The sequence below is a fragment of the Microbulbifer sp. ABF4_143 genome, assembly GCF_056160225.1.
Genome location: NZ_JBSWWT010000008.1, coordinates 31,783 through 51,767, shown reverse-complemented (window position 1 = coordinate 51,767; position 19,985 = coordinate 31,783). Strand labels below are relative to the sequence as shown.

Here is a 19,985-nt window from a genome sequence, read left to right as displayed (position 1 = left end):
TATTCTTTCGGTGATTCGCTAATCGATCAGGCCGCGCTCGGCCCACGCCTGGGCGCGATCCATCAGCTTTTCGATAATGCTGTCCAGCTGCTGGCGCTCCTCATCGGACAGCGACGCCATCAGGTCATTCTCGTACTTCTGCGCCAGCGGCACTATGCGCGCGTAGACGTCGCGCCCCAGCTGCGACAGGTTCAGCACCTGACGGCGGCGGTCCGCCGGGTCCTCGCTGCGGGTGATGTAGTCGTTCTTCAGCAGGGACGACACGGCGCGGCTGATGGCCACCTTGTCCATCGCCGTCTGCTCCACCAACTCCGCAGCGGACAGATCCGGAAAGCGCCCCAGAACCGCCATCACCCGCCAGGCGGGAATGGTCAGGTGGAAGCGCGCACCATAAGCTTGGGCAATGGCGTTGCTCACGCGGTTGGACAGTACCGACAGGCGGTAGGGCAAAAATTTTTCCAGGCGCAGGTCGTCGCGCGTTGCGGCCGGTTTCTCCACATGGACGTTGGGCGCATTGTTATCGGTTGTCATGGCTGGTCATACACCTGTTGTACTCCGGAACAGAGGCTCTGGCTTGTTTCGGGTTACAAATGTAACTAACATTGGTTTCAATTGTAACCACTGCCTGGGGAATTTTCCCCGGAGAGTTGCAGGTCATCAGACAAAATCGGTCGCGCATTATACGGCTTTACGCGCCATTTTTGGTATCAAAATCCCACCGCCACGCAAAATATTTGCGCGCACCTCCGACAGCGCCTGAAACTTTCCGGCAATCGCCGCCGCTTGATCGAGAAGCGAGACAGCCCGATGAAAAACTGGATCCACTTTCCCCGCGTCGAAGGGGAAGCCAGCCGCCAGGCCCATGCAGACTTTCCCAGTAACACCTATGAGCGGGAGATGGGCAAGGAGGGCTTCTTCGGCCCCGCCACCCACTTCTACCACCGACACCCGCCCACCGGCTGGACCGATTTCGAGGGCCCGCTGCGCCCCCACGCCTTCGACAGCACGCAAATGGTCCACAAGGGCAAGAGCCCCTGGGAGCACAAGCCGATACTGCAAAACGGCGACAGCCTGGTGGCCCTGTGGACCTGCCGCGAGCCGATGGACCACCTGGTGCGCAACGCCGACGGCGACCAGCTGCTGTTCGTGCACAACGGCAGCGGCGACCTCTACTGCGACTTCGGCCACCTGCATATCCGCGACGGCGACTATATAGTCCTGCCCCGCGGTACCATGTGGCGCCTGGAACCCAACGACTGCGAGGTGTTGGAGCTGTTGATGGTCGAGGCCACGGGCAGCCACTTCCAGCTGCCGGAGAAGGGCCTGCTGGGGCCCCATGCGATATTCGACCCGGCCATACTGGACGTGCCGGAAATGGACGACAAGTTCCGCGCCCAGCAGACCGAAGACGAGTGGCGGGTGAAGGTGAAGGTGCGCCAGCAGATCTCGACGATCACCTTCCCGTTCAACCCGCTGGACGCGGTGGGCTGGAAAGGCGACAACCTGGCCGTGCGCATCAACTGGCGCGACATAAGGCCCCTGATGAGCCACCGCTACCACCTGCCGCCGTCTGCCCACACCACCTTCGTGGCCCGCGGCTTCGTGGTCTGCACCTTCGCGCCGCGCCCGATCGAGAGCGACCCGGGCGCATTGAAAGTGCCCTTCTTCCACAACAACGACGATTTCGACGAGCTGATCTTTTACCATCGCGGCGACTTCTTCAGCCGCGACAATATCTACCCGGGCATGCTGACCCTGCACCCGATGGGCTTCACCCACGGCCCCCACCCGAAGGCCTTCGCCGCCGGTGCCAAACACGCCAAGACGGAGACCGACGAGGTGGCGGTGATGATCGACAGCCGCACGCCCTGGGACATACTGCCGGATGCCCACGCGGTGGAACTGCCGGACTATGTGAACAGCTGGAAAACCAAATAACCCCCCTGTAGGAGCGCCCCATGGCCGCGATCTGTGGCATTAACCACCACCGATCGCGGCCATGGGCCGCGCCTACATCAAGAGAGAAAAGAAGCAGTCAATAAGGAAGCACAATGGAACTACACGGCTATTTCCGCTCCTCCGCCAGCTACAGAGTGCGTATCGGCCTCAACCTGAAAGGCCTGCAGTACGACTATAAGCCGGTGAACCTGCTGAAAGGAGAACAGCGCGAAAGCGGCTACCGTCAGCTGAACCCCCAGGGCCTGGTACCGGCACTGGTGGACGGCAGCACTGTCCTGACCCAGTCGCTGGCGATACTGGAGTGGCTCGATGAGCGGCACCCGGAACCCGCGCTGCTGCCGGGTGAACCGCTGGCGCGGGCCAGGGTCCGCGCCCTGGCCTACAATGTCGCCTGCGACATACAGCCGATCCAGAACCTGCGCATCCTGAAATACCTACAGTCGGAGTACGGTATCAGCGACGAGCAGAAGACCGGCTGGATCAGGCACTGGATCCACGAGGGCTTCAGCGCGCTGGAGCAGCAACTGGATCCGTCGCCTTTCGCCGCCGGCGACAAGCCGGGGCTCTTCGAGTGCTGCCTGATACCGCAGATCTACAACGCCGAGCGCTTCGGTATGGATATCGCCGACTATCCGGCCATTCACCGCATCGCGCAGGCCTGCGGCGAGCTGTCGGCTTTTATCGATGCGCGGCCGGAGAATCAGCCGGACAGCACGCTATAGAAATTGCACCAGCTGCAGTAGCCCATCGCAGTTATCGAGCCCGCTTTGGGCTACTGTAATCCTCCCGTCACGATCCCTACTGTGCGGAAAATGTTTTTCCATTCCACTTCAGCGTGCCGCGATGGCTTTTTCCGTGAAACTCTATGGCTGGCGGCTCTCCACTCCCCAGTCTAACGCCGCGCCCCAACATATGTTCCTTCTCGACCAGTAGATCACCCTCACGCACATAGATCATCCAGGAGCACAGCTGTCCGCAGGCGAGACTCTCCGCGCGACTATCACAACTCAAGCCTTCGTGAGAAATAATCAGGTCCTTGCGCCCATCTCCGGTCAGATCTCTTTCGATCACCGCCCCCGAAGAAAACCGACCCTTAACACCCGCCCCACAACCGGCCTCGACTTCCTGGGCAATCAGCCACTCGGCCGCCTTTGAGTAGGCTTCGACGTAGCCACACAGCAGTATTAAAGTGCCGGCGACGGCAAACTTTGCCCGAAATATATTCATGCAGCCCTCCAATAAGCTCGGGTCGACTCACAGCGCGGACTCTGAATCTCCCTGAAGCCCTGCTGTGAGACACACGCTGTCCAGGTGATAAGCCCCGGAAATTCTCGCCGCCGGAACACAAAGAGAAGCGCGGGAATGACCGAGCCCACATCCCCCCACAGCGGCTGCCTACTCCGACAGCACCTCAACCACCGGCTCCTCGAGCAGCACCTTTCCATTTTTAATCACAGAAAGTATTCCCGGCGGGGAGTCTCTCGGGCCGAGCACAATGACATCGCAGCGGTATTCGTAGTCACCGCGCCTGAAAATATAGTGGTGATTGCCGCCGCTGCCCTCAAACACCCGCTCGCCATTCGCAATCACGATATCGGGCTTTTCATTGATACCCTTGCCTTTCGACCAGGCGGCGTAGCGGTAGTTATTATCTCCGAGAGAATCTATTCGGATTCGGTATTTCGGCGTCTTCCATTCCAGCACCGGGCGCTCGAAGTCCGCCAGGCTACTGTGCAGCCTTTCTCTCTGACCACCGATCAAGCGATCTCTCTTTTGCCGCTCCTTTTGAGACTGGTAGTTCACAGCCGTTATCTGACCGCCAGCGTCGAGCCACACCTCCCCGTTTCCCAGCATAATCCCCCGGGCGCCGACCGCCTTCCAATCCCTGTCGATATCCGAATTGACTATCCGGGAGATCAGCTCGGGAGCGAAGACCTCATCAAACCGGGCTATCATTTCGCTCCGGTCTTTCACCGGCGGCACCGGGTACTCTCGCCGCAGCGGATACTCCACCAGCGAAGCTATCTCCTCCCGGTTTCCTTCTCTGAACGCATGGACAAGCCCGACCACCACGGCCCTCTGCCCATCATCCAGGGAAAGAGCGCTCGGACAGAGAAGCCAAAAAAGGCAGGTGAGAATAAAACCAAACCGGATAGACATATGTACGCCTTGACGACCTTCGATCTATGGCTGATTGCTAACAAACCCGCTAGGACCTGTCCCGATGCTTGCATGACAGCACAATGAGTTCTGACTTCTGTTCCTCAGACAGGCCGAGACTATTCATTAGTTTTTCCGGAATATAGGCCTCTCTGCCGCGCTCCAGGCGACATCTATTCTTTTTCGCAAACGTCTCTACAGACCCAATATCGTCGCCGCCCGTCAGCGCAATGGCATTCCCGGGACTGACACAACAACCCACCCACTCCTTAAAGAACTCGTGCTCGAAGTAAACCAGCCTGGCACCGAACAGAGAGACCTTCTTGATCGGCAGATAGTAGCTTGAGTAGTCGAACCGCGCCTCGGTTTTCGGGTCGATCACTCCCAGCTTTGCCAGTTCGGATACCACCTCTCCGCCATCCATTTGGCTTTCGCCGGTATTCGGATCCAGCGTCAGTGAAAGCAGGATAAGATCAGCGGCCCGCGAAGCGGATTTTCCGCCCTCAGCGTCTTCGGCGATTGCGCCCCCGCTCGTCAGGTACAAAACACCCATGGAGATCAGGTACAGTCTGAACAGTTTCATCGGCATCTGCTTAACTCTTAGACGCAAATACTCGGATTTCATCGTAAATCGGCGATCGGCTGAGATTTGCCTTCCCGGGCGATGCGGCGGCGTCGCTTAGCGGTTGACTGCGTCACGCCGGATCACGGCCTGGGCGACTCCCCGCACACCCGCAGCGGCTCCTTGAAGGTCAGCGTGCGGTAGGGGAATGGAATCTCGATACCGGCCTCATCCAGGGCGCACTTGACCGCAGTCACCACTTCGCCGCGGGATTCGCGCACCGCCAGGGGAGTGGACCCGGTCCACCAGGTAACCTCAATATCGATGCTGCTCTCGCCGAAGCCCTGGGGAAACACCTGAATCGGGTCTTCGTGCCGCGTCGTCTTGCAGGAAGACAGCGCCTTTTCGATCACCGCGACGGCCCCGGCGACATCCTCGCCGTAGGCCACGCCGACGATAATAGTCACCCGGCGCTTGACGCGGTTGGTCAGGATTTCACAGGGGTTCTTGAACAGAAACAGGTTCGGGACCACGACCAGCTCCCCCGTCATCCTGCGGATACTGGTATCGCGCACATCCACCGCCTCCACCCGGCCGACAATACCCTCACACTCGATCACATCCCCCTCCTCGAACGGAAAGCGCCACAGGATCAGGATACCGGCAAAAAAATTCTCGAAAATATCCCGGAACGCCAGGCCGATGGCCACCGACAGCAGCCCCACGGCGCCCAGCGCCTTGGCCGGCGTCAGGCCCGGGAAGAGCACCATGGCGGCAAACAACAGGCCGAGCAACCACACCGCGATGGTGAGCAGGCGGACCAGGAGATCGTGCAGGGATTTGCGCGAGGTGGTGCGCCGGAACAGGTGGCCGCCAAAGCGCCGCAACAGCGCGACAATAATGCAGGTCGCGATCAGCACCATGAGGCTGGCGATAACGTAGGGGATATGGCCGAGAAAGTTTTCCCAGATCTTCTCCAGGGAGGCCATCACCGTCTGCGCCGCCACGGAGACGGATTCGGGCGCGATTTCCTCCAGCGCGGATTCGGTTTCCTGTTCCTGCTGCGCGAAGGCGCCCGGAGATCTATCGGTAAAAAGTCGCGGTGGGTACATAGCGGGAATTTCGCACCGAATGAGTTGTTGCGCGCCCCATCAGCCGGGATAGTCCCCGAGCCGCAGCCACTTGGTCGCGATCCACTTTTCGCCGGCGACAACCGGGCTGCCACCGTGCAGGGTCATCGCATCCAGGTTGCCGGACGCATCGGCGTAGGAGAAATAGAGACCGCCGCCCTTGCGCGGCAGTATATCCAGGCCGATTTCCGGAAAGACGGTGGAACCGCCGGCCTGGACATCATTCAGGTACATGATCAGGGTGGCGCAGCGCTGGCCGCCCTTTTTCAACATCCTGTCGAATCCCGGCGACCGCGGATCGAAGTAGTCGTAGTGCGGCCTGTACTCCTCGCCCACCGCGTATTTGAGCACCTGGATGCCCTCGCCGCGGCTGACCGGCGTGCCGAGCAGTTCACCGATGCGCCGCTCGATGCGGTCGATCAGCGCATTTTCTCCGCGGCGGTAGCAGGTGCCCTGGCTGGTGCGCTGTGGATCGAGATCGCGCTTGCCGCTGACGGCATTGACGACCCGGGAAGGTTTCAGGCGGGAGCGGCTGCGCTCGATCAGCTCATCGCACTCCTCGTGCGACAGCAGGTTGCCGAACAGCCGGACGCGCGGCTTGGCTATTTCCATCAATATCTGCACTTCGCGGTCCGAAGTGGCCGCGGCGCCGGACTTCTCTTTCCGGGGGGCGGCGCGCTGCGGCGGCCGCGCGCGCGCCGGCTGCCGAAGCTCCTGCAGACACTGCTGCACCGCGTTGGAGATTCTCGGGTGGTATCCGGCGTTTACCAGGGCATCCACCACCGCTTCCGCCCGCCGGTTGCGCACCGCATCGCGAATCCAGTCCTGGAGATCCGGCTCCAGTTCATCAAACTGCTCGAACAGCATGGCGCTGCCTCCCTGCCCGGCCTTCCGGCCCCGGTTCCCTCCGATTATCCCGCAGTGAGTATAGTCCGCGGCCTCCTTCCCCGCTCCGCGCCCGCCCCGAATCAGGACTGGGGCAGCTGGGCCAGGAAGAAGTCGCGCAGGTTTTCCCCCATCACCCGGCGGATCTCAACCTCGCTGAACCCCTGCTTCAGCATCTCAGCGGTCAGCACCCCCAGCTCACCGGCATCGAATGCGACCTCGACGCTGCCGTCGTAATCGGAACCCAGCGCGACATGCTCCACCCCTAGCAGGTCTATCGCGTAACGCAGTGTCTTGACGATATTCTGCGGGCTGTTGTCGCAAACGGCGCCTTCCCAGAAACCGACACCGATCAGGCCGCCCCCGGCGGCGATTTCCCGCAGCAACTGATCGCCGATATTGCGCGGAGAATCGCAGCGGCCCCGCAGGCCCGTGTGGGAGACGATCAGCGGGCGCTCCGCCAGGGCCAAAAGATCCCGCACCACCGCTTCCGACGAGTGCGCCACATCGATCACGATCGAGCGGCGCTCCATCTCCGCGACCGCCGCGCGGCCGAAATCGCTCAGGCCGGCGCCGCTCTCGCCGTGCAGCGAGCCGCCGAGCTCGTTGTCGAAGAAGTGCTGCAGCCCCATCACCCGGTAGCCGGCCGCGTAGAGGCGGTCCAGGCTTTCGAGCTCGCTTTCGAGCGGGTGGGCCCCCTCGGTGCCGAGAATCGCCGCCAGCGTCTGTCCGCCCTGTGCCCGCGCCGCCAGCAGGCGCCGCAAATCCTGCGCGGTGCGCACTATCTGGATCTGCTCCGGCGCCGATCGCTGCAGTTTTTCAACCCGTTCGGCGTGGTAGAGGGCGCGCTCCAGCAGGCTGTCCCAGGTGCGCAACGGCCAGGCCTGGGCCGCGGCCAGAAGGGTGATGTTGTCGCCGGCCTCGCTGGAGTTCTGGCGGTAGTTCTGCCCGCGGGGGGACTTGGTCACCGACGTGAAAACCTGTATGGCGAGATTGCCGCGGCGCGCCCGCGGCAGGTCGAGGTGGCCGTAGCCGGCCTCGTTTTCCAGGTCGCGCGCCCACAGGAAGCTGTCTGCGTGCAGGTCGCCGACAATCAGGGATTGGTGCAGTGCGGCGGCCTCGGCACTCAGCGGCGGAATCTCGGGGCCGCTGCGTTTATTCATGCTCCGCTCCACGGCGGGGAGCAACAGCCACTTCCATCCCGAGAACAATACCAGGGATACCGCTGTCAAAGCTGCGAGCCACTTCTTCATCACTGTTTACCGCGCGTTATTATTAGTGGCCGAGTATTATCCGCTGCGGGCCTTTGCGCGCAATATCCGATCGGGAACACACTAAGGACAATTTGTGACAAGACTCTACCGCCCCACCCTGCTGCTGATGCTGACCCTGCTGCTGGGCGGCTGTGCCGCCCTCTCCCCCGACTTTCAGAAACCGGAAGTCGAAGTGACCGCGCTGGAGCCCATGCCTCCGGGCCCGGGCAGTGATTTGCGCTTTCGCATACACCTGCGGGTATTCAACCCCAACAACAGTGAACTGGCGCTGTCCGGCCTCTACTACACCCTGAGTCTGGCCGGCCACAAGGTGATGACAGGCACCTCCAGCAACCTGCCGCCGATCGCCCCCTACGGGCAGGGCGATATCGCCGTCGACGCCACGGCCAGCCTGGTCGGATCTATCTTCGCCGCGATGGAGCTGATCGAAAGCCGGCGGGACACGGTGCCCTATGAATTGGAGGCGAAGCTGGGACTGCGCAGGTCGATAGTGCCTTCGATTACCGTGCGCAGAAGCGGTGAGGTGCGATTGAACCAATACCGGTGATATTTCCGGTGCCCCGGGGCGGGCCCTGGGCCCGCCCGGTGTCAGCGGCGCGCGGCGAGGATGCCGCCGGTCATGGCCGCCAGTGAAGAGAGTACGCCCAGGCCTACCAGGCTGTACAGACTGATGGAGTGCTGCGCGAGCTCACCGAGCAGCTCCCCGAAGGGGAACTGCCAGGCGACGATCGCGGAGGCCGCGACCACGGCGGCGTACTGGGCGCGGGCCGCGCGGCGCTCGGTGCGCTTGCTCGGGGCCGGCAGCCGCGCCATCACGCGATCGCAGAAGCCGTCGTTATCCAGATAGGGCTCGTTGAACTGCAGCTGCTGGCTGAGCCAGGCGTCGAAGTCCGGATCTTTGCCCTGCAGGGCTGCGTCGTTCAAGGTATCGGCCCCACCATTGCGCTGTTCAAACTTATCCATTGACCACCTCCTCGCGCCACGCCTGTAGCAGGCTCTGCAACTTGGCTCGCGCGCGATTGACATGGGATTTTACCGTACCCAGTGGCAACTTCATAATGCTGGCCGCCTCTTCATGGGAGAAACCCCGTTGCATACACAGGTGCACTGCCTGGCGCTGGGCGTCGCTGAGTTCGCCCATGGCCGCATTCAGGTCCCGCGCCATACCCAGCTGCTGGGACTCCTCCACGGTTTCCTCCGCCTGCGCCCTGTCCACCGCCTCCTGGTTGACCTCGGGGGAGTTCTTGCGCTTGTGGCTCATGACGAGGTTGTAGGCGATGCGGTACAGCCAGGTGCTGAAACGCGCATCGCCCCGGAACGCCGGCAGCGCCTTGTAGGCCTTGATAAAGGCCTCCTGGGCCATGTCGTCGGCCAGGGCCTGGTCGCCATCGCACAGCTGACGGAGCGAGAAACGCAGCTGTGACTGATAGCGCCGAACCAGCTGGGCGTAAGCCCGCTGGTCCCCGTCTTCGACGACGCGCCGAATCAAATCCTCGTCATTGAGGTCCATAAACCGCTGTCCTTTGACCCTTTATTGCTGGGGCTGTTTGTTATCCAGCTTCCAGTTCACAAAGCGGGCGACACCGATGAACAGCGGTATCAGGCCGAGGCTCCCGGCCTCGGGGCCGGCGGCGATGGTGAGCCAGATGAATATCGCCAGGCCGACCGCGATCAGGGTAAAGCCGCGGTCCTTCATCTTGCTGGGGGACTCGCTCTCCATCGCATCCAACAGCTCCGGCGGAATGTCGCGGCCCTCGGCCACCAGGCGGTTGATGTTGTCCATCAGCAGCTGCTTCTTGCGGTAGCTGTTGCGGGTCACCAGCCACACGATCAGTATCGGGGTGCCGAATACCGCGAGGATGGAAACAATCGGAATCAACACCGTCGCATCGCTCTTGAAGGGGAAGTCATCGTGGTCGTGGTGTCGGCCGGGATCACGGCCCCGCTCAATATCCGCCGACATACCGATATGGACGTTCTCCGGCACGCTGTCCAGCGCCTCCTCGACGATCAGACCCTTCTCGTCGAGAATTCCGCGGCTCTCCAGCTTCTCGATGATACGGCGGCTCAGGGCACTGCCGAACTCCTCGCCCAGATCCACCTGGACCTCGCTGCGCTCGCCGTTCTCGTCCCGGGTGCGGATGCGCAGATTGCCGTTTGCATCGCGGGTGATACGCACCTGCTTCTCCACCTTCTCGACCTCTGGCGCCGGTGGGGCCTCGACCGGGGCCGGGGGGGCGGGGGGCGTTGTCAGCGCCTGCTCGTCGGCGGGTGTTTCCTGGGCCCAGCTGGCGGCGACGCAGAGTGCCGCCACCAGTGCCATCAGCCAGCGGGCGCCGGCCCGCGCGGGGTGAATGTTTCTCGCTCTCATATTCTGCTCTCGATCAGTGTTATCTGGCTATTGTTCCGTACACCCGGGTAAAACTCACATCACGGTCAAGCGCGCCGCGGCAAAGGGGCTCGATGCACCGCCCTGCGCCGGCTTGTCCTCCGCGATGCGCACCGGGTAGGGGTGGCCTCTGCCCTCCTCCGCCCGCTGCGGGCATTCCGCCAGCTTGCGCGAGAAGGCCTCGTCGGTCTTCTGCGTCAGCTCTTGCTGGACCTGCCCGAGGGGGAGCGTCAGCTCCGCCGCGCCGGCCTGCATTGCGCCCAGCATCATGCCCAGGGCGGCGTAGAATTGTACCTTCTTCAGTGTTCCTGCGGTTACCATGGCTTTCTCCAGGGTGAATTTCCTTGTACAACCTAAAGACACCGCCAGCCCGACCATTGGATGCAGTGGCGCGCAAAAAAATTGCCCCATCCCCCGGACCGGAACAGAAGGGCGACCTGGACCCGCCGGGCGGGAAGCCGCGATAATCACCGAAAATCGATGGAAGTAGCACAAGATGCCAGAGCCCCGAGAAATACTGACATTCTGGTTCGGACGGCCACAGCTGGACGCCACGCCGGACGACGAGCACCGCCGGCGCTGGTTTGCCGGCGGTGAGGAACTGGACCGAAAGATCGAGAAATACTTCGGCGCCACGGTGGAGGCCGCCCTGGACGGGGACCTCGACCAGTGGCGCCAGACGCCGGAGGGCGAGTTGGCCCTGGTACTGGTCTGTGACCAGTTCACCCGCAATATCTACCGCGGCTCCAGCCGCGCCTTTGCCGGCGACCCGCTGGCGCTGGAGGTGGTTCTGGCGGTCATCGAGCGGGGAGACGATCTCTCCATGGGCCTGTACCAGCGCGCCTTCCTCGGCATGCCGCTGGAACACAGCGAGCAGCCGGAAATGCAGCGGCGCTCTGTGGAGTACTTCAACCGGCTGCGCATGGACTACCTGGACGGCGCCGAGAGCGCCGCCCAGGCGGAGAGCTTTTACCAGTACGCCCTGGCCCACCGGGAGGTCATCGATCAGTTCGGCCGCTACCCGCACCGCAACGCGGCCCTGGGACGCCAGTCGACGCCGCAAGAGCGGAAGTGGCTGGATCAGGGGGGCGGCTTCTGATGGATCTGTTGCACTGGCTGTCCCTGGCCGGCATCTGTGCCCTCGGCGCCATGTCGCCGGGCCCCAGCCTGTTGATCGTCCTGCGCAGTGCCGCCTCCGGGGCGCGCCAGGGCATCGCCTGCGCCCTCGCCCACGGCGCCGCGGTGGCCATCTACGCCGGGATTACCGCCTTCGGCCTGGCGGTGCTGATCACCCGCTCGCCGCTGCTGTTCGACATACTGCAGTGGGGCGGCGCCGCGATGCTGGTATACCTGGGCTGGAAGGCGCTGCGCGCGCCGGCGCCCGCGGCCTCCGCCAGTGGCGCCGGCGCGCCGCGGCAGTCCGTCGGCCGCGCCGCGCTGCAGGGGTTCGGCATCGCCTTCTTCAATCCGAAGATCGCTGTTTTCTTTACCGCCCTGTTCAGCCAGTTCGTCGCCGAGCAGCAGGCGCTGTCCACCAAGCTGGGCATGGCCGCGCTCGCGGCGGGGATAGACGCCGCCTGGTACTGCCTGGTGGCACTCGCCGTCTGTGCCGGCCGCAACCGCAACTGGATCAGCCAGTCCGCCGGCCACCGCCTGCAGCAGCTGTTTGGCGTGCTGCTGATCGGCCTGGCCGCGCGCCTGCTTCTGAGCCTGTGACGCCTCTTCTCACGCAAAAAAATAGGCCCGCGTTGCGGGCCTTAAACGTCTTACTGCGGGGTCGGAGCTAACTGCCGCTTGGGGGGGGGTAGGAAGGCAGCCAGCCGCCAGATCTATTATGGCAGCCCCCGCCGCCGCGTGCCGGCAAACCACCGCAACCCCGGCTCCACTTGTCGCAACCGCTTCTCCCCCGGCCGTTGACACTGAACATTTATACAGATACTGTATACACATACAGAGTCATCAAACGCCGCAACAATAACCGGAGGCACGATATGGCCGTAGTAGCCGTTTGGAAATGCGATAGAGACGGAGCAATGTTCGACAACAAGAAAGATGCCGAAGAACACGACAAGATGCTGGAACTGGCCGCCAATATCACCTCGCTGATCGAGCGCCATATCGACGGCGTCTCCGAACAGGCCAGCGAAGAGATAGGTCTGCTGCTGGCGAAGCGCCGCGAGGATCTGGCCAAGGCCTGTAAGGGCAAACCGGAAATCCTGCTGGAAGAGACGCAGGAAGGCGATTCGCAGGAAACGGGCGACGAGCGCGTTACCCCCTTCGCCGCCAACCAGTAATACCACTCACCCGGCAATATCGATTGCCGGGCGAATGCGGCACAGGAATGTGCCACTTCGATACCTGATTCAACGTTTCCATCCCTGTACTTTCCGCCCGGCACTACACCGGGCTTTTTTATGCCCGCGCTATGTCCGCCCCGATGCGGGGGCTCAGCCTTTCAGGGCAATACCGATATCGATGGCGGCCAAAACCAGTATCACCGTCCAGCTGAGCGCCGTGCCCCAAAAGCGGCCGGGGTGATAGCCGCCCCGCCCCGCGGTGAGACCGTAGGCGTGCATCAGCCGCGCCAGCAGAAACAGGCCTCCCAGCAGGTGCAGCCAGCCGGCGGCCAGGCCGCCGAGCTCGGCAATCAGCATCAACACCAGCGCCAGGGGAATATATTCGATCGCATTGGCGTGCACCCGGACGCGGACCTGGTTGTCGGTGTCTTTTCCGCTGCCGAGCCCCACCTTCTTCGTGCGGCGAAACTGAACGACACGGAACGCCAGTACAATCACCAGGATCGCGCAGATACCGGCGTAGAGCGCGGTTACATTTGCCATGGATTCTCTCCCTCAGTGTTTGTAACCGAAATCGTGGCCCGGCTGCGGCTTCAGGTAGCGGTCGCGCAAGCGGGTCGAGCGGGTAACCAGCGACTGGGGCAGGCCGTCGATCAGCACCTGTTCCGGGTAACTGGTGACCTCCAGCGGGTCGCCGCTCCAGACGACGATGTCCGCCACCGCGCCCGGCTCGATACTGCCGCCCTCGATACCGAAAATTCTCGCCACATTGACGCTGATCGACTTGAGCCCCTCCTCATAGGGCAGCCCGCTGGCCACCGCGTTGCCCGCGGACTGGCGCGCGAGGTAGACATTGTGGGTAGAGGCGTATTCCGGGCCGCTGACCGCTACCGTTACGCCGGCCCTGTTCAGCTGCGCGGCGTTATCCAGGCGCGCACCGAGGCTGGAGAAGGAAATCGGCAGGTTGTTGATCGCATCGATCACCACCGGCACCCCGGCCGCCGCCAACTGGTCGGCGACCATCCAGCCCTCGGCCGCACCGAGTATCGCCAGCTTCAGATCGTACTCATCGGCCAGCTTCAGGGCCCAGAGGATGTCGCTGGCGCGGTTGGCGGTGACCAGCAGTGTCTGCTCGCCTTCGATCACCGGCTGCAGCGCCTCCAGGTCGGCGATACTGTTGTCCAGCTCGCGCCAGTCGCCGCGCCGAATCGCGTCGCGGTTTGCGCGGTACTCCCGCGCCTCGTCCAGCGCGTTCACAATCTTGGCATAGGCACTGGCGCGGCTGCCGCCGGCGAGCTTGCCGCCCGGCTCGCCCAGATAGGCCTTCTGTGCCAGATCTGTGGCCACCACGCTGTCGAATTCACCGTTCAGTTTGATGACAAAACTGCGCCCGGCGAACACGCGCTGCGGGTTGCCGGCATCGTCCCACAGGTTGATGCCCGGAAAGACCAGCGCGCGGGTCACACCACCGGCGCGGTTGAACGGGATCAGTGTAGATTTGGGGTTGTAGGCCGGCAGTGGATCGAAGGCGCTGCCGATACTCTCGCCGCGCACCGCGTGATCGTCCGTGGCACTGGCGGCGCTGATCTCGACCAGGCCCAGTTCGGAGACCGGTGCGATCACGCCCGGAGTCACCACCTTGCCGCGCGCGTCGATAACGCGATCCGCCTTGACGTCCAGGGATGGCGCCACGGCCTGGACGCGGCCGTCGCGCACCAGGATATCCGCGGCGTCGAAACTGCCCGCCTCGGACAGGGTGTAGACCCTGCCACCTTTGATCAGCAGGCTTTCCGCCGACACAATGCCACTCGCCAGCCCCGAGGCCAGGGCGCAAATGAACATGACGCTTGTTTTCAATAGTCCCTTCACAGCCGCTCCCCCTCTGCGTCCAGAATACCCAGCTCAAAATCGCTGCGCGGTTGGCGCGCCCTGTCCGCGCGGTCGTACATCAGCTCGCCGTCGATAAAGACCTTCTCCGCGTGGGTGTAGACGCTAAACGGGTTGCCGGACCAGACCACCACGTCGGCCATCTTGCCCTTCTCCAGACTGCCGGTCAGCGCCTCTATGCCCAGCGCCCTGGCCGGGTTCAGGGTCATCCAGGCCACGGCATCCTTGGGCTGGATATCGAAGCCGGCCCGCTGGCCGGCGGTCATGGCCTTGGCCACCTCCTCATTCAGGTGCTGGATACCCACCGCGGAATCCGAGTGAATCATCGCGCAGGCCCCGGCCTGGTCGACGATGGCGATATTGGCCTCAGTCATATCGAAGGCCTCGTGCTTGAACCCCCACCAGTCGGCCCACATGGCTGCGCAAATATTGTTCTCCGCCAACAGATCCGCCACCTTGTAGGCCTCCACCGCGTGGTGGAAGGTGGAGATCTGGAAATCGAACTCCCTGGCGATATCCATCATGACCGCCATCTCCTCGCCCCGGTAGCAGTGGTTGTGCACCAGAATCTCACCGGACAGGACCCCCGCCAGCGTCTCCAGCTGCAGATCGCGCTCCGGCGCATCGCCGCCGTTCTCGCGGTAGTCGTCCCACTGCTTCTTGTACTTGCTCGCGGCGATCCAGGCGTTGCGGTAGCCGGCCACGTTGCCCATGCGGGTCGAGGGCAGTGAACCCTTGCCGCCGTAGACGCGCTTGGGATTCTCGCCACAGGCCATTTTCAGTCCGTAGGGCGCGCCGGGGAACTTCATGTCCTGCACCCGGCGGCCGGGCACATTCTTCAGAGTCACACTGCGGCCGCCGAACAGGTTGGCGGAGCCCGGCAGTATCTGCAGGGTGGTCACGCCACCGGCGAGCGCCAGCGCAAACTGCGGGTCCTGAGTCCACACTGAGTGCTCTGTCCAGACCTGTGCGGTGTTCGGCGAGGTCATTTCATTGCCGTCCTGGGAGGACTCGATGGCCGGCGCCGGGTAATTGCCCAGGTGCGAGTGCACGTCGATAATGCCCGGGGTCACCCATTTCCCCTTGCCGTCCACCACCAGGGCGTCTTTCGGTGCCCTGAGCTTCTCACCGATTTTGGCGATCTTGCCCTCCTTCAGCAGCAGATCACTGTTTTCCAGCTGCTCGCCGGTGCCGGTAAGCAGTGTTGCGCCCCGGATCAACACGGGGCGGCTCTGAGTCAGGGAATAGGTGGAGGGGAAAGCGTCCTGGCGCGCGAAGTCCACGGACTTCCCGTCTCCGCCGGCCTTTTTATCCCCCCCGCAACCGGGCAGTAGCAGTGCGGCACAGAAAAGTGCCGCGATACCACGCCCGCAAGTTCGAGAGTTCAGCTGCATAATCAGTCTTCCGTACGTTTTTTATATCGTTGAATGAGATGGGGCGAGCCCCGGCTTCTGGCCGTCAACAATCTCACCCGGCATGCTAACAGCTTGCCGCCCTTTCGCCACTGGACTTTGTCATTTCATCGTGATGGAATCTGAGGGCGACAATTGTCCACCCGGATGATACGGGCAGATGGAAGAGCATAAAAACGATAACGATCCCTCCATGCACTCAAGCGGGCAGGCAGGCGAACAGGCCGCAGCCGGGCCGCCTACCCTGGCGCAGGACTCACGCCATGTCTATGAAGCCTTGCGCAAGAGTGAAGAGCGCTACCGGGAGCTCGTCGAACACGCCAACTCCATCATCCTGCGCTGGGATAGAAACGGCGTCATCACCTTCTTCAACGAATACGCGCAGCAATTCTTCGGCTATTCCGAGGCCGAAATCATCGGCCAGCATGTGATCGGCACCATCGTCCCCGCCTGCGAGAGCACCGGCCGCGACCTGCGCCCGCTGATGGAGCATATTTGCAAGCACCCGGAGGAACACCGCTACAACGTCAATGAGAATATCACCAAGAGCGGCGAGCGGGTGTGGATTGCCTGGACTAACAAACTGCTCACCGACGAAAACGGCAGCGTCATCGGCGTACTGAGCATCGGTACCGATGTTACCAAGTAGCGGCTGCTCGAAGAGGAGCTGCGCCAGGCGCAGAAGATGCAGGCGATCGGCGAACTGGCCGGCGGCATCGCCCACGACTTCAACAATATGATCCACGGTATCACCGGATACGCGGAGGTCATCCAACAGTTGACCACGGATCCGCGCATCAGTGACTACGCCTCCCACATTCTGAACACGGCCCGCCACGCGGCCGAGCTGACGAAACAGTTGCTCACCTTCGCGCGCAAGGGCAATTACCAGCTGAGCGAGTGCAATACTCACGAGATTATTCGCGATGTCTGCGCCATGCTCGAACGCACCATCGACCGCCGCATCTACATAGCGCAACAACTGAATGCCGAGCAGCCGCACGTCAAGGGGGATGCAGCACAGCTGAAAAGCGCCCTGCTCAACCTCGGCATCAACGCCAAGGACGCAATGCCCTGCGGCGGCTCGCTGAGTTTCAGCACCAGCAACATCACCATCGACAAGCCGACACAAATTTCCGATTTCGAAGTCGAGCCCGGGCGATACCTGTTGATCAATATCAGCGACAGCGGCACGGGCATGTCCGCCGAAGTGCGCCGACGCATCTTCGAACCGTTTTTCACCACCAAGGAAAGCGGCCGCGGCGCCGGCCTGGGACTGGCCGCTGTCTACGGCACCACCCATCTGCACAAGGGCGCCATCCGCTGCCGCAGCAGCGAGGGACAGGGCAGCAGCTTCGAGCTCTTCCTGCCGGTCATCCAAGATTGCAGCACGGATAGCGGCTCCCAGACCAGGTCAGGCAGGAGCGGGCGATGTATCCGCATCATGGTCGTGGACGACGAGGCCATAGTGCGCAACTACTCGAAAACCCTGTTCGAGATGCACGGTCACCAGGTGGAGACCTTTGCCGGCGCCGAAGAGGCGATCAATTACTACCGCCAGGCCTATGAGAATGTGGATCTGGTACTGCTGGACATGATCATGCCGCGCATGGACGGCCAGCAGCTGTTCGCCTTCCTGAAACGCATCAACCCGGACATCAAGGCGATACTGTCCACAGGCTACAGCGTCGACAGCAAGGTGCAGGAAATCCTCGCCGACGGGATTCTGGACTGCATCCAGAAACCCTTCACCTACGAGCAGTTACAGAGAAAGATCGACGCGATGATAGCCGACGGCCACCTGCAGCCGCAGTAACCGGCTAGACGATGGCATGGGGCAGGTAGCGGCTCATATCCTGGGTGATCATACTGTCGTCCTCCCTGATCGACATGCCCGCCGCCTCGTCGTCCACCAGCCAGCTGCCAACCAGGGTGTGGTAGCGGCCGAATTTCGGCAGCGGATGCAGGGCCTGGTATATATAGCCCTCTTCGCCGTAGGGCCCGTCGGACAAAGGCTTCACCTCGCCGCCGCGCACAATCGAGATATTCGCCCCCTCGCGGGAGAAGAGCGGCTTTTTGACCAGCGCATCCAGCTCCGCCGCCCGGTCCAGCTCATCTTCAAAGAAAGACGGCAGCAGATTGGGATGCTCCGGGAAGAGACGCCAGAGCATCGGCAGCAGTGCCTTATTGGAGATTATTGCCTTCCACGGGGGTTCCAGCCAGCGGATATTGTTGCCCCCGAGGAACTCTCCGTACTCCTCGCGGAACATAAATTCCCAGGGGTACAGCTTGAACATCCAGGTGATCACGCGATCCTGCAGGTCGGTAAAGCGCCCCTCGGCATCGCGGCCTATATCCTCGATATAGACAAAGTGGCTGTCGATACCCGCCTCGCGGGCACAATCCTCGAGGTACTGGACGGTACCCCGGTCTTCCTCGGTGCCCTTGCAACAGGCGAAGTGCAGCGCGCGCCCCGGGGTCAGGAACTGCAGGTCGCGAAAGCGGTTGACCAGTTTTTCCTGCAGGCTGTTGAACTGGTCCGCCTGCAGAGGCAGCGCACGCCTATCCACATTGTCCTGCAGCCACAGCCACTGCCAGAAACCCGTCTCGTAGAGGCTGGTGGGCGTATCCGCGTTGTTTTCGTAGAGTTTCGCCGGCCCCTTGCCGGAATAGGCAAAATCCAGGCGCGAATAGAGGCTGGGGTCGCCATTGCGCCAGGATTCCCGCACGAAATCCCAGTGGGACTCGGGAATGCGAAAACGCCGCATCAGCTCCTCGTCTTCCACTACCCGGGACACGACCTCCAGACACATCTGGTGGATTTCTTCGGTGGGAGCCTCGATATCCCTTTCCACCTGTTCCAGGGAAAACTGGTAGTAGGCGCTTTCATCCCAGTAGGGTTCCCCGTACATGGTATGAAAGCCGAAACCGAACTCCCGCGCCCGCGCCTTCCAGTGCGGGCGCTCGCCGATGGGCATGCGCAGCATCTCAGTACTCCGTCAGCCCCCCCAGCCACCGGAACGCCCACCGCCCCAGCTCGACTTGGCGGATGCCACCGAACCGAAGCCGCCGCGGGATACCGTTCTGGTGACCGAGGGCTTGGGCTTCATCGCCGAGCGGTCGACGGTGTAGCTGGACTTGCCATAGCGGCCTATCACCTCGCCATCGGCGGTCATCAGCCGATCGTAGTAGCGGGAGTTGGTGCGTGAATAACGGTAGACGGGGTTGTAGTAGCCGTAGCGGCGATCGCGGTCGTCCAGCATCGAAGCGACCATAAAACCGGCCATCAGCGGCATCCAGAAACCGCTGTCGGTGCGCTGGCAGCTCTCGAACTCCGCTTCGCACAGGGGACGGGAAGCGTATTTGGGCCCGGTGCGCTCCGCCTCCGCCAACGCGCGCTGGTAGGCGGCCTCGCACTGGCTCTCATCCAGTGAGGTATTGTCCACACAATCCGCGATCGAGGAGACCACCCTCACCTCTTCTTTCGACGCACAGCCGACCAGAGCGGCCGCGACACCGATCGCCAGCGGGCGCAACACAAAGCTGCTGCCGGCGGCCTTGCGCATACGCGCGAGATCAATATGTCTGGTACGTTTCATGGCGCCCCCACTCAGTAGCTCATGCAGGCTGCGTTGAGCACACCCACTGCGATGGCGATAGCGGCCAGCATCACACCCGCGCTGACCTCCCCGTCTTCGATACGGGCGACGATACGGGGCATAAAACCGAAACGGATGATCGCGAATGCCAGCAGCTGCGCAACGAGCGCGATCAGCGCCCAGGTGGCGAAGTCCACCAGTGATACCGAGTTACTGGCCGCACCGCCCACGGCAATGGCAAAACCGAGCACCGCGCCACCAAAACCGATTGCGGCGGCGGTGTTCTTGTTTTCACGGATCAATTTCCACTCATCGTGGGGTGTCACCAGGGTATAGAGGAACTTAAACGCAATCAGGAACACCAGTGACAGGCCAAAATAAGCGGCAAAATGCAGGATACCAGTCAATAAATCATACGGCTGGTCCATGAA

The 19,985-nt window shown here is 62.4% G+C and carries 25 protein-coding genes; 8 read left to right on the top strand and 17 right to left on the bottom strand.

Going from position 1 to position 19,985, the window contains the following annotated elements:
• Positions 1-18: 18 nt before the first annotated feature.
• Positions 19-531, bottom strand: a complete 513-nt coding sequence (locus ACXAF3_RS08165) for a MarR family winged helix-turn-helix transcriptional regulator (RefSeq protein ID WP_475111799.1) — start codon at positions 529-531, stop codon at positions 19-21.
• A 276-nt stretch (positions 532-807) separates the two neighbouring features.
• Between ACXAF3_RS08165 and ACXAF3_RS08160 the strand changes: the two genes are divergently transcribed.
• Together ACXAF3_RS08160 and maiA are read left to right on the top strand one after the other, a co-directional pair.
• Positions 808-1,938, top strand: a complete 1,131-nt coding sequence (locus tag ACXAF3_RS08160) for a homogentisate 1,2-dioxygenase (protein ID WP_475111798.1) — start codon at positions 808-810, stop codon at positions 1,936-1,938.
• Positions 1,939-2,051: 113 nt separating this feature from the next.
• Positions 2,052-2,681 carry a maleylacetoacetate isomerase gene (gene maiA / locus ACXAF3_RS08155; RefSeq protein ID WP_475111797.1) on the top strand — a complete coding sequence of 210 codons (630 nt, stop codon included), beginning with the start codon at positions 2,052-2,054 and terminating at the stop codon, positions 2,679-2,681.
• 76 nt (positions 2,682-2,757) lie between these two features.
• Here maiA and ACXAF3_RS08150 read toward each other — a convergent pair whose 3' ends face one another.
• The 6 genes from ACXAF3_RS08150 to ACXAF3_RS08125 all read right to left on the bottom strand — a co-directional run bounded on the left by ACXAF3_RS08150 (position 2,758) and on the right by ACXAF3_RS08125 (position 7,859).
• Positions 2,758-3,186, bottom strand: a complete 429-nt coding sequence (locus ACXAF3_RS08150; protein ID WP_475111796.1) for a hypothetical protein — start codon at positions 3,184-3,186, stop codon at positions 2,758-2,760.
• A 168-nt stretch (positions 3,187-3,354) separates the two neighbouring features.
• Complete coding sequence (locus tag ACXAF3_RS08145) at positions 3,355-4,119, bottom strand: hypothetical protein (protein WP_475111795.1); 765 nt, start codon at positions 4,117-4,119, stop codon at positions 3,355-3,357.
• 49 nt (positions 4,120-4,168) lie between these two features.
• Entirely contained in the window at positions 4,169-4,702 is a 534-nt protein-coding gene (locus ACXAF3_RS08140) for a hypothetical protein (RefSeq protein ID WP_475111794.1), read from the bottom strand.
• A 122-nt stretch (positions 4,703-4,824) separates the two neighbouring features.
• On the bottom strand, positions 4,825-5,793 hold the full coding sequence (locus ACXAF3_RS08135) for a mechanosensitive ion channel family protein (protein WP_475111793.1): 969 nt from the start codon (positions 5,791-5,793) through the stop codon (positions 4,825-4,827).
• 39 nt (positions 5,794-5,832) lie between these two features.
• A complete protein-coding gene (locus ACXAF3_RS08130; RefSeq protein ID WP_475111792.1) occupies positions 5,833-6,678 on the bottom strand; it encodes a 2OG-Fe(II) oxygenase in 846 nt (281 codons plus the stop codon).
• A 101-nt stretch (positions 6,679-6,779) separates the two neighbouring features.
• A complete protein-coding gene (locus ACXAF3_RS08125; RefSeq protein WP_475111791.1) occupies positions 6,780-7,859 on the bottom strand; it encodes a dipeptidase in 1,080 nt (359 codons plus the stop codon).
• A 184-nt stretch (positions 7,860-8,043) separates the two neighbouring features.
• On the opposite strand from ACXAF3_RS08125, the gene ACXAF3_RS08120 reads away from it, so the two are divergent.
• Positions 8,044-8,517: an LEA/WHy family protein gene (locus ACXAF3_RS08120; RefSeq protein WP_475111790.1), complete on the top strand. Its 474-nt coding sequence runs from the start codon at positions 8,044-8,046 to the stop codon at positions 8,515-8,517.
• Positions 8,518-8,558: 41 nt separating this feature from the next.
• On the opposite strand, the gene ACXAF3_RS08115 is transcribed toward ACXAF3_RS08120, so the two are convergent.
• From ACXAF3_RS08115 to ACXAF3_RS08100, 4 genes are read right to left on the bottom strand one after another with little or no spacing between them, the layout of a single operon-like run.
• Positions 8,559-8,933, bottom strand: a complete 375-nt coding sequence (locus ACXAF3_RS08115) for a hypothetical protein (RefSeq protein ID WP_475111789.1) — start codon at positions 8,931-8,933, stop codon at positions 8,559-8,561.
• Complete coding sequence (locus ACXAF3_RS08110; RefSeq protein ID WP_475111788.1) at positions 8,926-9,480, bottom strand: sigma-70 family RNA polymerase sigma factor; 555 nt, start codon at positions 9,478-9,480, stop codon at positions 8,926-8,928. The genes ACXAF3_RS08115 and ACXAF3_RS08110 overlap by 8 nt, the downstream gene beginning before the upstream one ends.
• 21 nt (positions 9,481-9,501) lie before the next feature.
• Positions 9,502-10,341, bottom strand: a complete 840-nt coding sequence (locus ACXAF3_RS08105; protein ID WP_475111787.1) for a DUF6249 domain-containing protein — start codon at positions 10,339-10,341, stop codon at positions 9,502-9,504.
• Between the two features lie 54 nt (positions 10,342-10,395).
• Complete coding sequence (locus ACXAF3_RS08100) at positions 10,396-10,680, bottom strand: hypothetical protein (protein WP_475111786.1); 285 nt, start codon at positions 10,678-10,680, stop codon at positions 10,396-10,398.
• A 175-nt stretch (positions 10,681-10,855) separates the two neighbouring features.
• Between ACXAF3_RS08100 and ACXAF3_RS08095 the strand changes: the two genes are divergently transcribed.
• The 3 genes from ACXAF3_RS08095 to ACXAF3_RS08085 all read left to right on the top strand — a co-directional run bounded on the left by ACXAF3_RS08095 (position 10,856) and on the right by ACXAF3_RS08085 (position 12,653).
• On the top strand, positions 10,856-11,458 hold the full coding sequence (locus ACXAF3_RS08095; protein ID WP_475111785.1) for a DUF924 family protein: 603 nt from the start codon (positions 10,856-10,858) through the stop codon (positions 11,456-11,458).
• Positions 11,458-12,075 carry a LysE family translocator gene (locus ACXAF3_RS08090; RefSeq protein WP_475111784.1) on the top strand — a complete coding sequence of 206 codons (618 nt, stop codon included), beginning with the start codon at positions 11,458-11,460 and terminating at the stop codon, positions 12,073-12,075. The genes ACXAF3_RS08095 and ACXAF3_RS08090 overlap by 1 nt, the downstream gene beginning before the upstream one ends.
• Positions 12,076-12,350: 275 nt before the next feature.
• Positions 12,351-12,653 (top strand): YebG family protein, encoded by a 303-nt coding sequence (locus tag ACXAF3_RS08085; protein WP_475111783.1) that lies wholly within the window; start codon positions 12,351-12,353, stop codon positions 12,651-12,653.
• A gap of 153 nt (positions 12,654-12,806) precedes the next feature.
• Here the strand turns inward: ACXAF3_RS08085 and ACXAF3_RS08080 are convergent, their stop codons facing one another.
• Genes ACXAF3_RS08080 through ACXAF3_RS08070 form a run of 3 tightly spaced genes read right to left on the bottom strand, consistent with a single transcriptional unit; the run spans position 12,807 to position 15,826 of the window.
• The gene (locus ACXAF3_RS08080) at positions 12,807-13,199 is read right to left on the bottom strand and encodes an MAPEG family protein (RefSeq protein WP_475111782.1); all 393 of its coding nucleotides are present in this window, start codon (positions 13,197-13,199) and stop codon (positions 12,807-12,809) included.
• A gap of 12 nt (positions 13,200-13,211) precedes the next feature.
• Positions 13,212-14,498: an amidohydrolase family protein gene (locus tag ACXAF3_RS08075; protein WP_475111781.1), complete on the bottom strand. Its 1,287-nt coding sequence runs from the start codon at positions 14,496-14,498 to the stop codon at positions 13,212-13,214.
• A gap of 23 nt (positions 14,499-14,521) precedes the next feature.
• Positions 14,522-15,826 (bottom strand): amidohydrolase, encoded by a 1,305-nt coding sequence (locus ACXAF3_RS08070; RefSeq protein ID WP_475111780.1) that lies wholly within the window; start codon positions 15,824-15,826, stop codon positions 14,522-14,524.
• A gap of 289 nt (positions 15,827-16,115) precedes the next feature.
• Between ACXAF3_RS08070 and ACXAF3_RS08065 the strand changes: the two genes are divergently transcribed.
• Complete coding sequence (locus ACXAF3_RS08065; RefSeq protein ID WP_475111779.1) at positions 16,116-16,604, top strand: PAS domain-containing protein; 489 nt, start codon at positions 16,116-16,118, stop codon at positions 16,602-16,604.
• 36 nt (positions 16,605-16,640) lie between these two features.
• Positions 16,641-17,771, top strand: coding sequence for a response regulator (locus ACXAF3_RS08060; protein ID WP_475111778.1), 1,131 nt, complete (start codon positions 16,641-16,643; stop codon positions 17,769-17,771).
• A gap of 4 nt (positions 17,772-17,775) precedes the next feature.
• Here the strand turns inward: ACXAF3_RS08060 and ACXAF3_RS08055 are convergent, their stop codons facing one another.
• From ACXAF3_RS08055 to ACXAF3_RS08045, 3 genes are read right to left on the bottom strand one after another with little or no spacing between them, the layout of a single operon-like run.
• The gene (locus ACXAF3_RS08055) at positions 17,776-18,942 is read right to left on the bottom strand and encodes a glutathionylspermidine synthase family protein (protein WP_475111777.1); all 1,167 of its coding nucleotides are present in this window, start codon (positions 18,940-18,942) and stop codon (positions 17,776-17,778) included.
• A gap of 12 nt (positions 18,943-18,954) precedes the next feature.
• Positions 18,955-19,554, bottom strand: a complete 600-nt coding sequence (locus ACXAF3_RS08050; protein WP_475111776.1) for a DUF1190 domain-containing protein — start codon at positions 19,552-19,554, stop codon at positions 18,955-18,957.
• An 11-nt stretch (positions 19,555-19,565) separates the two neighbouring features.
• On the bottom strand, positions 19,566-19,982 hold the full coding sequence (locus tag ACXAF3_RS08045; protein ID WP_475111775.1) for a DUF350 domain-containing protein: 417 nt from the start codon (positions 19,980-19,982) through the stop codon (positions 19,566-19,568).
• Positions 19,983-19,985: the final 3 nt, after the last annotated feature.

What these genes read in the sequence shown, in the direction of transcription:
- ACXAF3_RS08165 (WP_475111799.1), bottom strand. Translation starts at nt 531, where the DNA reads ATGACAACCGATAACAATGCGCCCAACGTCCATGTGGAGAAACCGGCC.
- ACXAF3_RS08160 (WP_475111798.1), top strand. Translation starts at nt 808, where the DNA reads ATGAAAAACTGGATCCACTTTCCCCGCGTCGAAGGGGAAGCCAGCCGC.
- maiA (WP_475111797.1), top strand. Translation starts at nt 2,052, where the DNA reads ATGGAACTACACGGCTATTTCCGCTCCTCCGCCAGCTACAGAGTGCGT.
- ACXAF3_RS08150 (WP_475111796.1), bottom strand. Translation starts at nt 3,186, where the DNA reads ATGAATATATTTCGGGCAAAGTTTGCCGTCGCCGGCACTTTAATACTG.
- ACXAF3_RS08145 (WP_475111795.1), bottom strand. Translation starts at nt 4,119, where the DNA reads ATGTCTATCCGGTTTGGTTTTATTCTCACCTGCCTTTTTTGGCTTCTC.
- ACXAF3_RS08140 (WP_475111794.1), bottom strand. Translation starts at nt 4,702, where the DNA reads ATGAAACTGTTCAGACTGTACCTGATCTCCATGGGTGTTTTGTACCTG.
- ACXAF3_RS08135 (WP_475111793.1), bottom strand. Translation starts at nt 5,793, where the DNA reads ATGTACCCACCGCGACTTTTTACCGATAGATCTCCGGGCGCCTTCGCG.
- ACXAF3_RS08130 (WP_475111792.1), bottom strand. Translation starts at nt 6,678, where the DNA reads ATGCTGTTCGAGCAGTTTGATGAACTGGAGCCGGATCTCCAGGACTGG.
- ACXAF3_RS08125 (WP_475111791.1), bottom strand. Translation starts at nt 7,859, where the DNA reads ATGAATAAACGCAGCGGCCCCGAGATTCCGCCGCTGAGTGCCGAGGCC.
- ACXAF3_RS08115 (WP_475111789.1), bottom strand. Translation starts at nt 8,933, where the DNA reads ATGGATAAGTTTGAACAGCGCAATGGTGGGGCCGATACCTTGAACGAC.
- ACXAF3_RS08110 (WP_475111788.1), bottom strand. Translation starts at nt 9,480, where the DNA reads ATGGACCTCAATGACGAGGATTTGATTCGGCGCGTCGTCGAAGACGGG.
- ACXAF3_RS08105 (WP_475111787.1), bottom strand. Translation starts at nt 10,341, where the DNA reads ATGAGAGCGAGAAACATTCACCCCGCGCGGGCCGGCGCCCGCTGGCTG.
- ACXAF3_RS08100 (WP_475111786.1), bottom strand. Translation starts at nt 10,680, where the DNA reads ATGGTAACCGCAGGAACACTGAAGAAGGTACAATTCTACGCCGCCCTG.
- ACXAF3_RS08095 (WP_475111785.1), top strand. Translation starts at nt 10,856, where the DNA reads ATGCCAGAGCCCCGAGAAATACTGACATTCTGGTTCGGACGGCCACAG.
- ACXAF3_RS08090 (WP_475111784.1), top strand. Translation starts at nt 11,458, where the DNA reads ATGGATCTGTTGCACTGGCTGTCCCTGGCCGGCATCTGTGCCCTCGGC.
- ACXAF3_RS08085 (WP_475111783.1), top strand. Translation starts at nt 12,351, where the DNA reads ATGGCCGTAGTAGCCGTTTGGAAATGCGATAGAGACGGAGCAATGTTC.
- ACXAF3_RS08080 (WP_475111782.1), bottom strand. Translation starts at nt 13,199, where the DNA reads ATGGCAAATGTAACCGCGCTCTACGCCGGTATCTGCGCGATCCTGGTG.
- ACXAF3_RS08075 (WP_475111781.1), bottom strand. Translation starts at nt 14,498, where the DNA reads ATGTTCATTTGCGCCCTGGCCTCGGGGCTGGCGAGTGGCATTGTGTCG.
- ACXAF3_RS08065 (WP_475111779.1), top strand. Translation starts at nt 16,116, where the DNA reads ATGGAAGAGCATAAAAACGATAACGATCCCTCCATGCACTCAAGCGGG.
- ACXAF3_RS08060 (WP_475111778.1), top strand. Translation starts at nt 16,641, where the DNA reads ATGCAGGCGATCGGCGAACTGGCCGGCGGCATCGCCCACGACTTCAAC.
- ACXAF3_RS08055 (WP_475111777.1), bottom strand. Translation starts at nt 18,942, where the DNA reads ATGCTGCGCATGCCCATCGGCGAGCGCCCGCACTGGAAGGCGCGGGCG.
- ACXAF3_RS08050 (WP_475111776.1), bottom strand. Translation starts at nt 19,554, where the DNA reads ATGAAACGTACCAGACATATTGATCTCGCGCGTATGCGCAAGGCCGCC.
- ACXAF3_RS08045 (WP_475111775.1), bottom strand. Translation starts at nt 19,982, where the DNA reads ATGGACCAGCCGTATGATTTATTGACTGGTATCCTGCATTTTGCCGCT.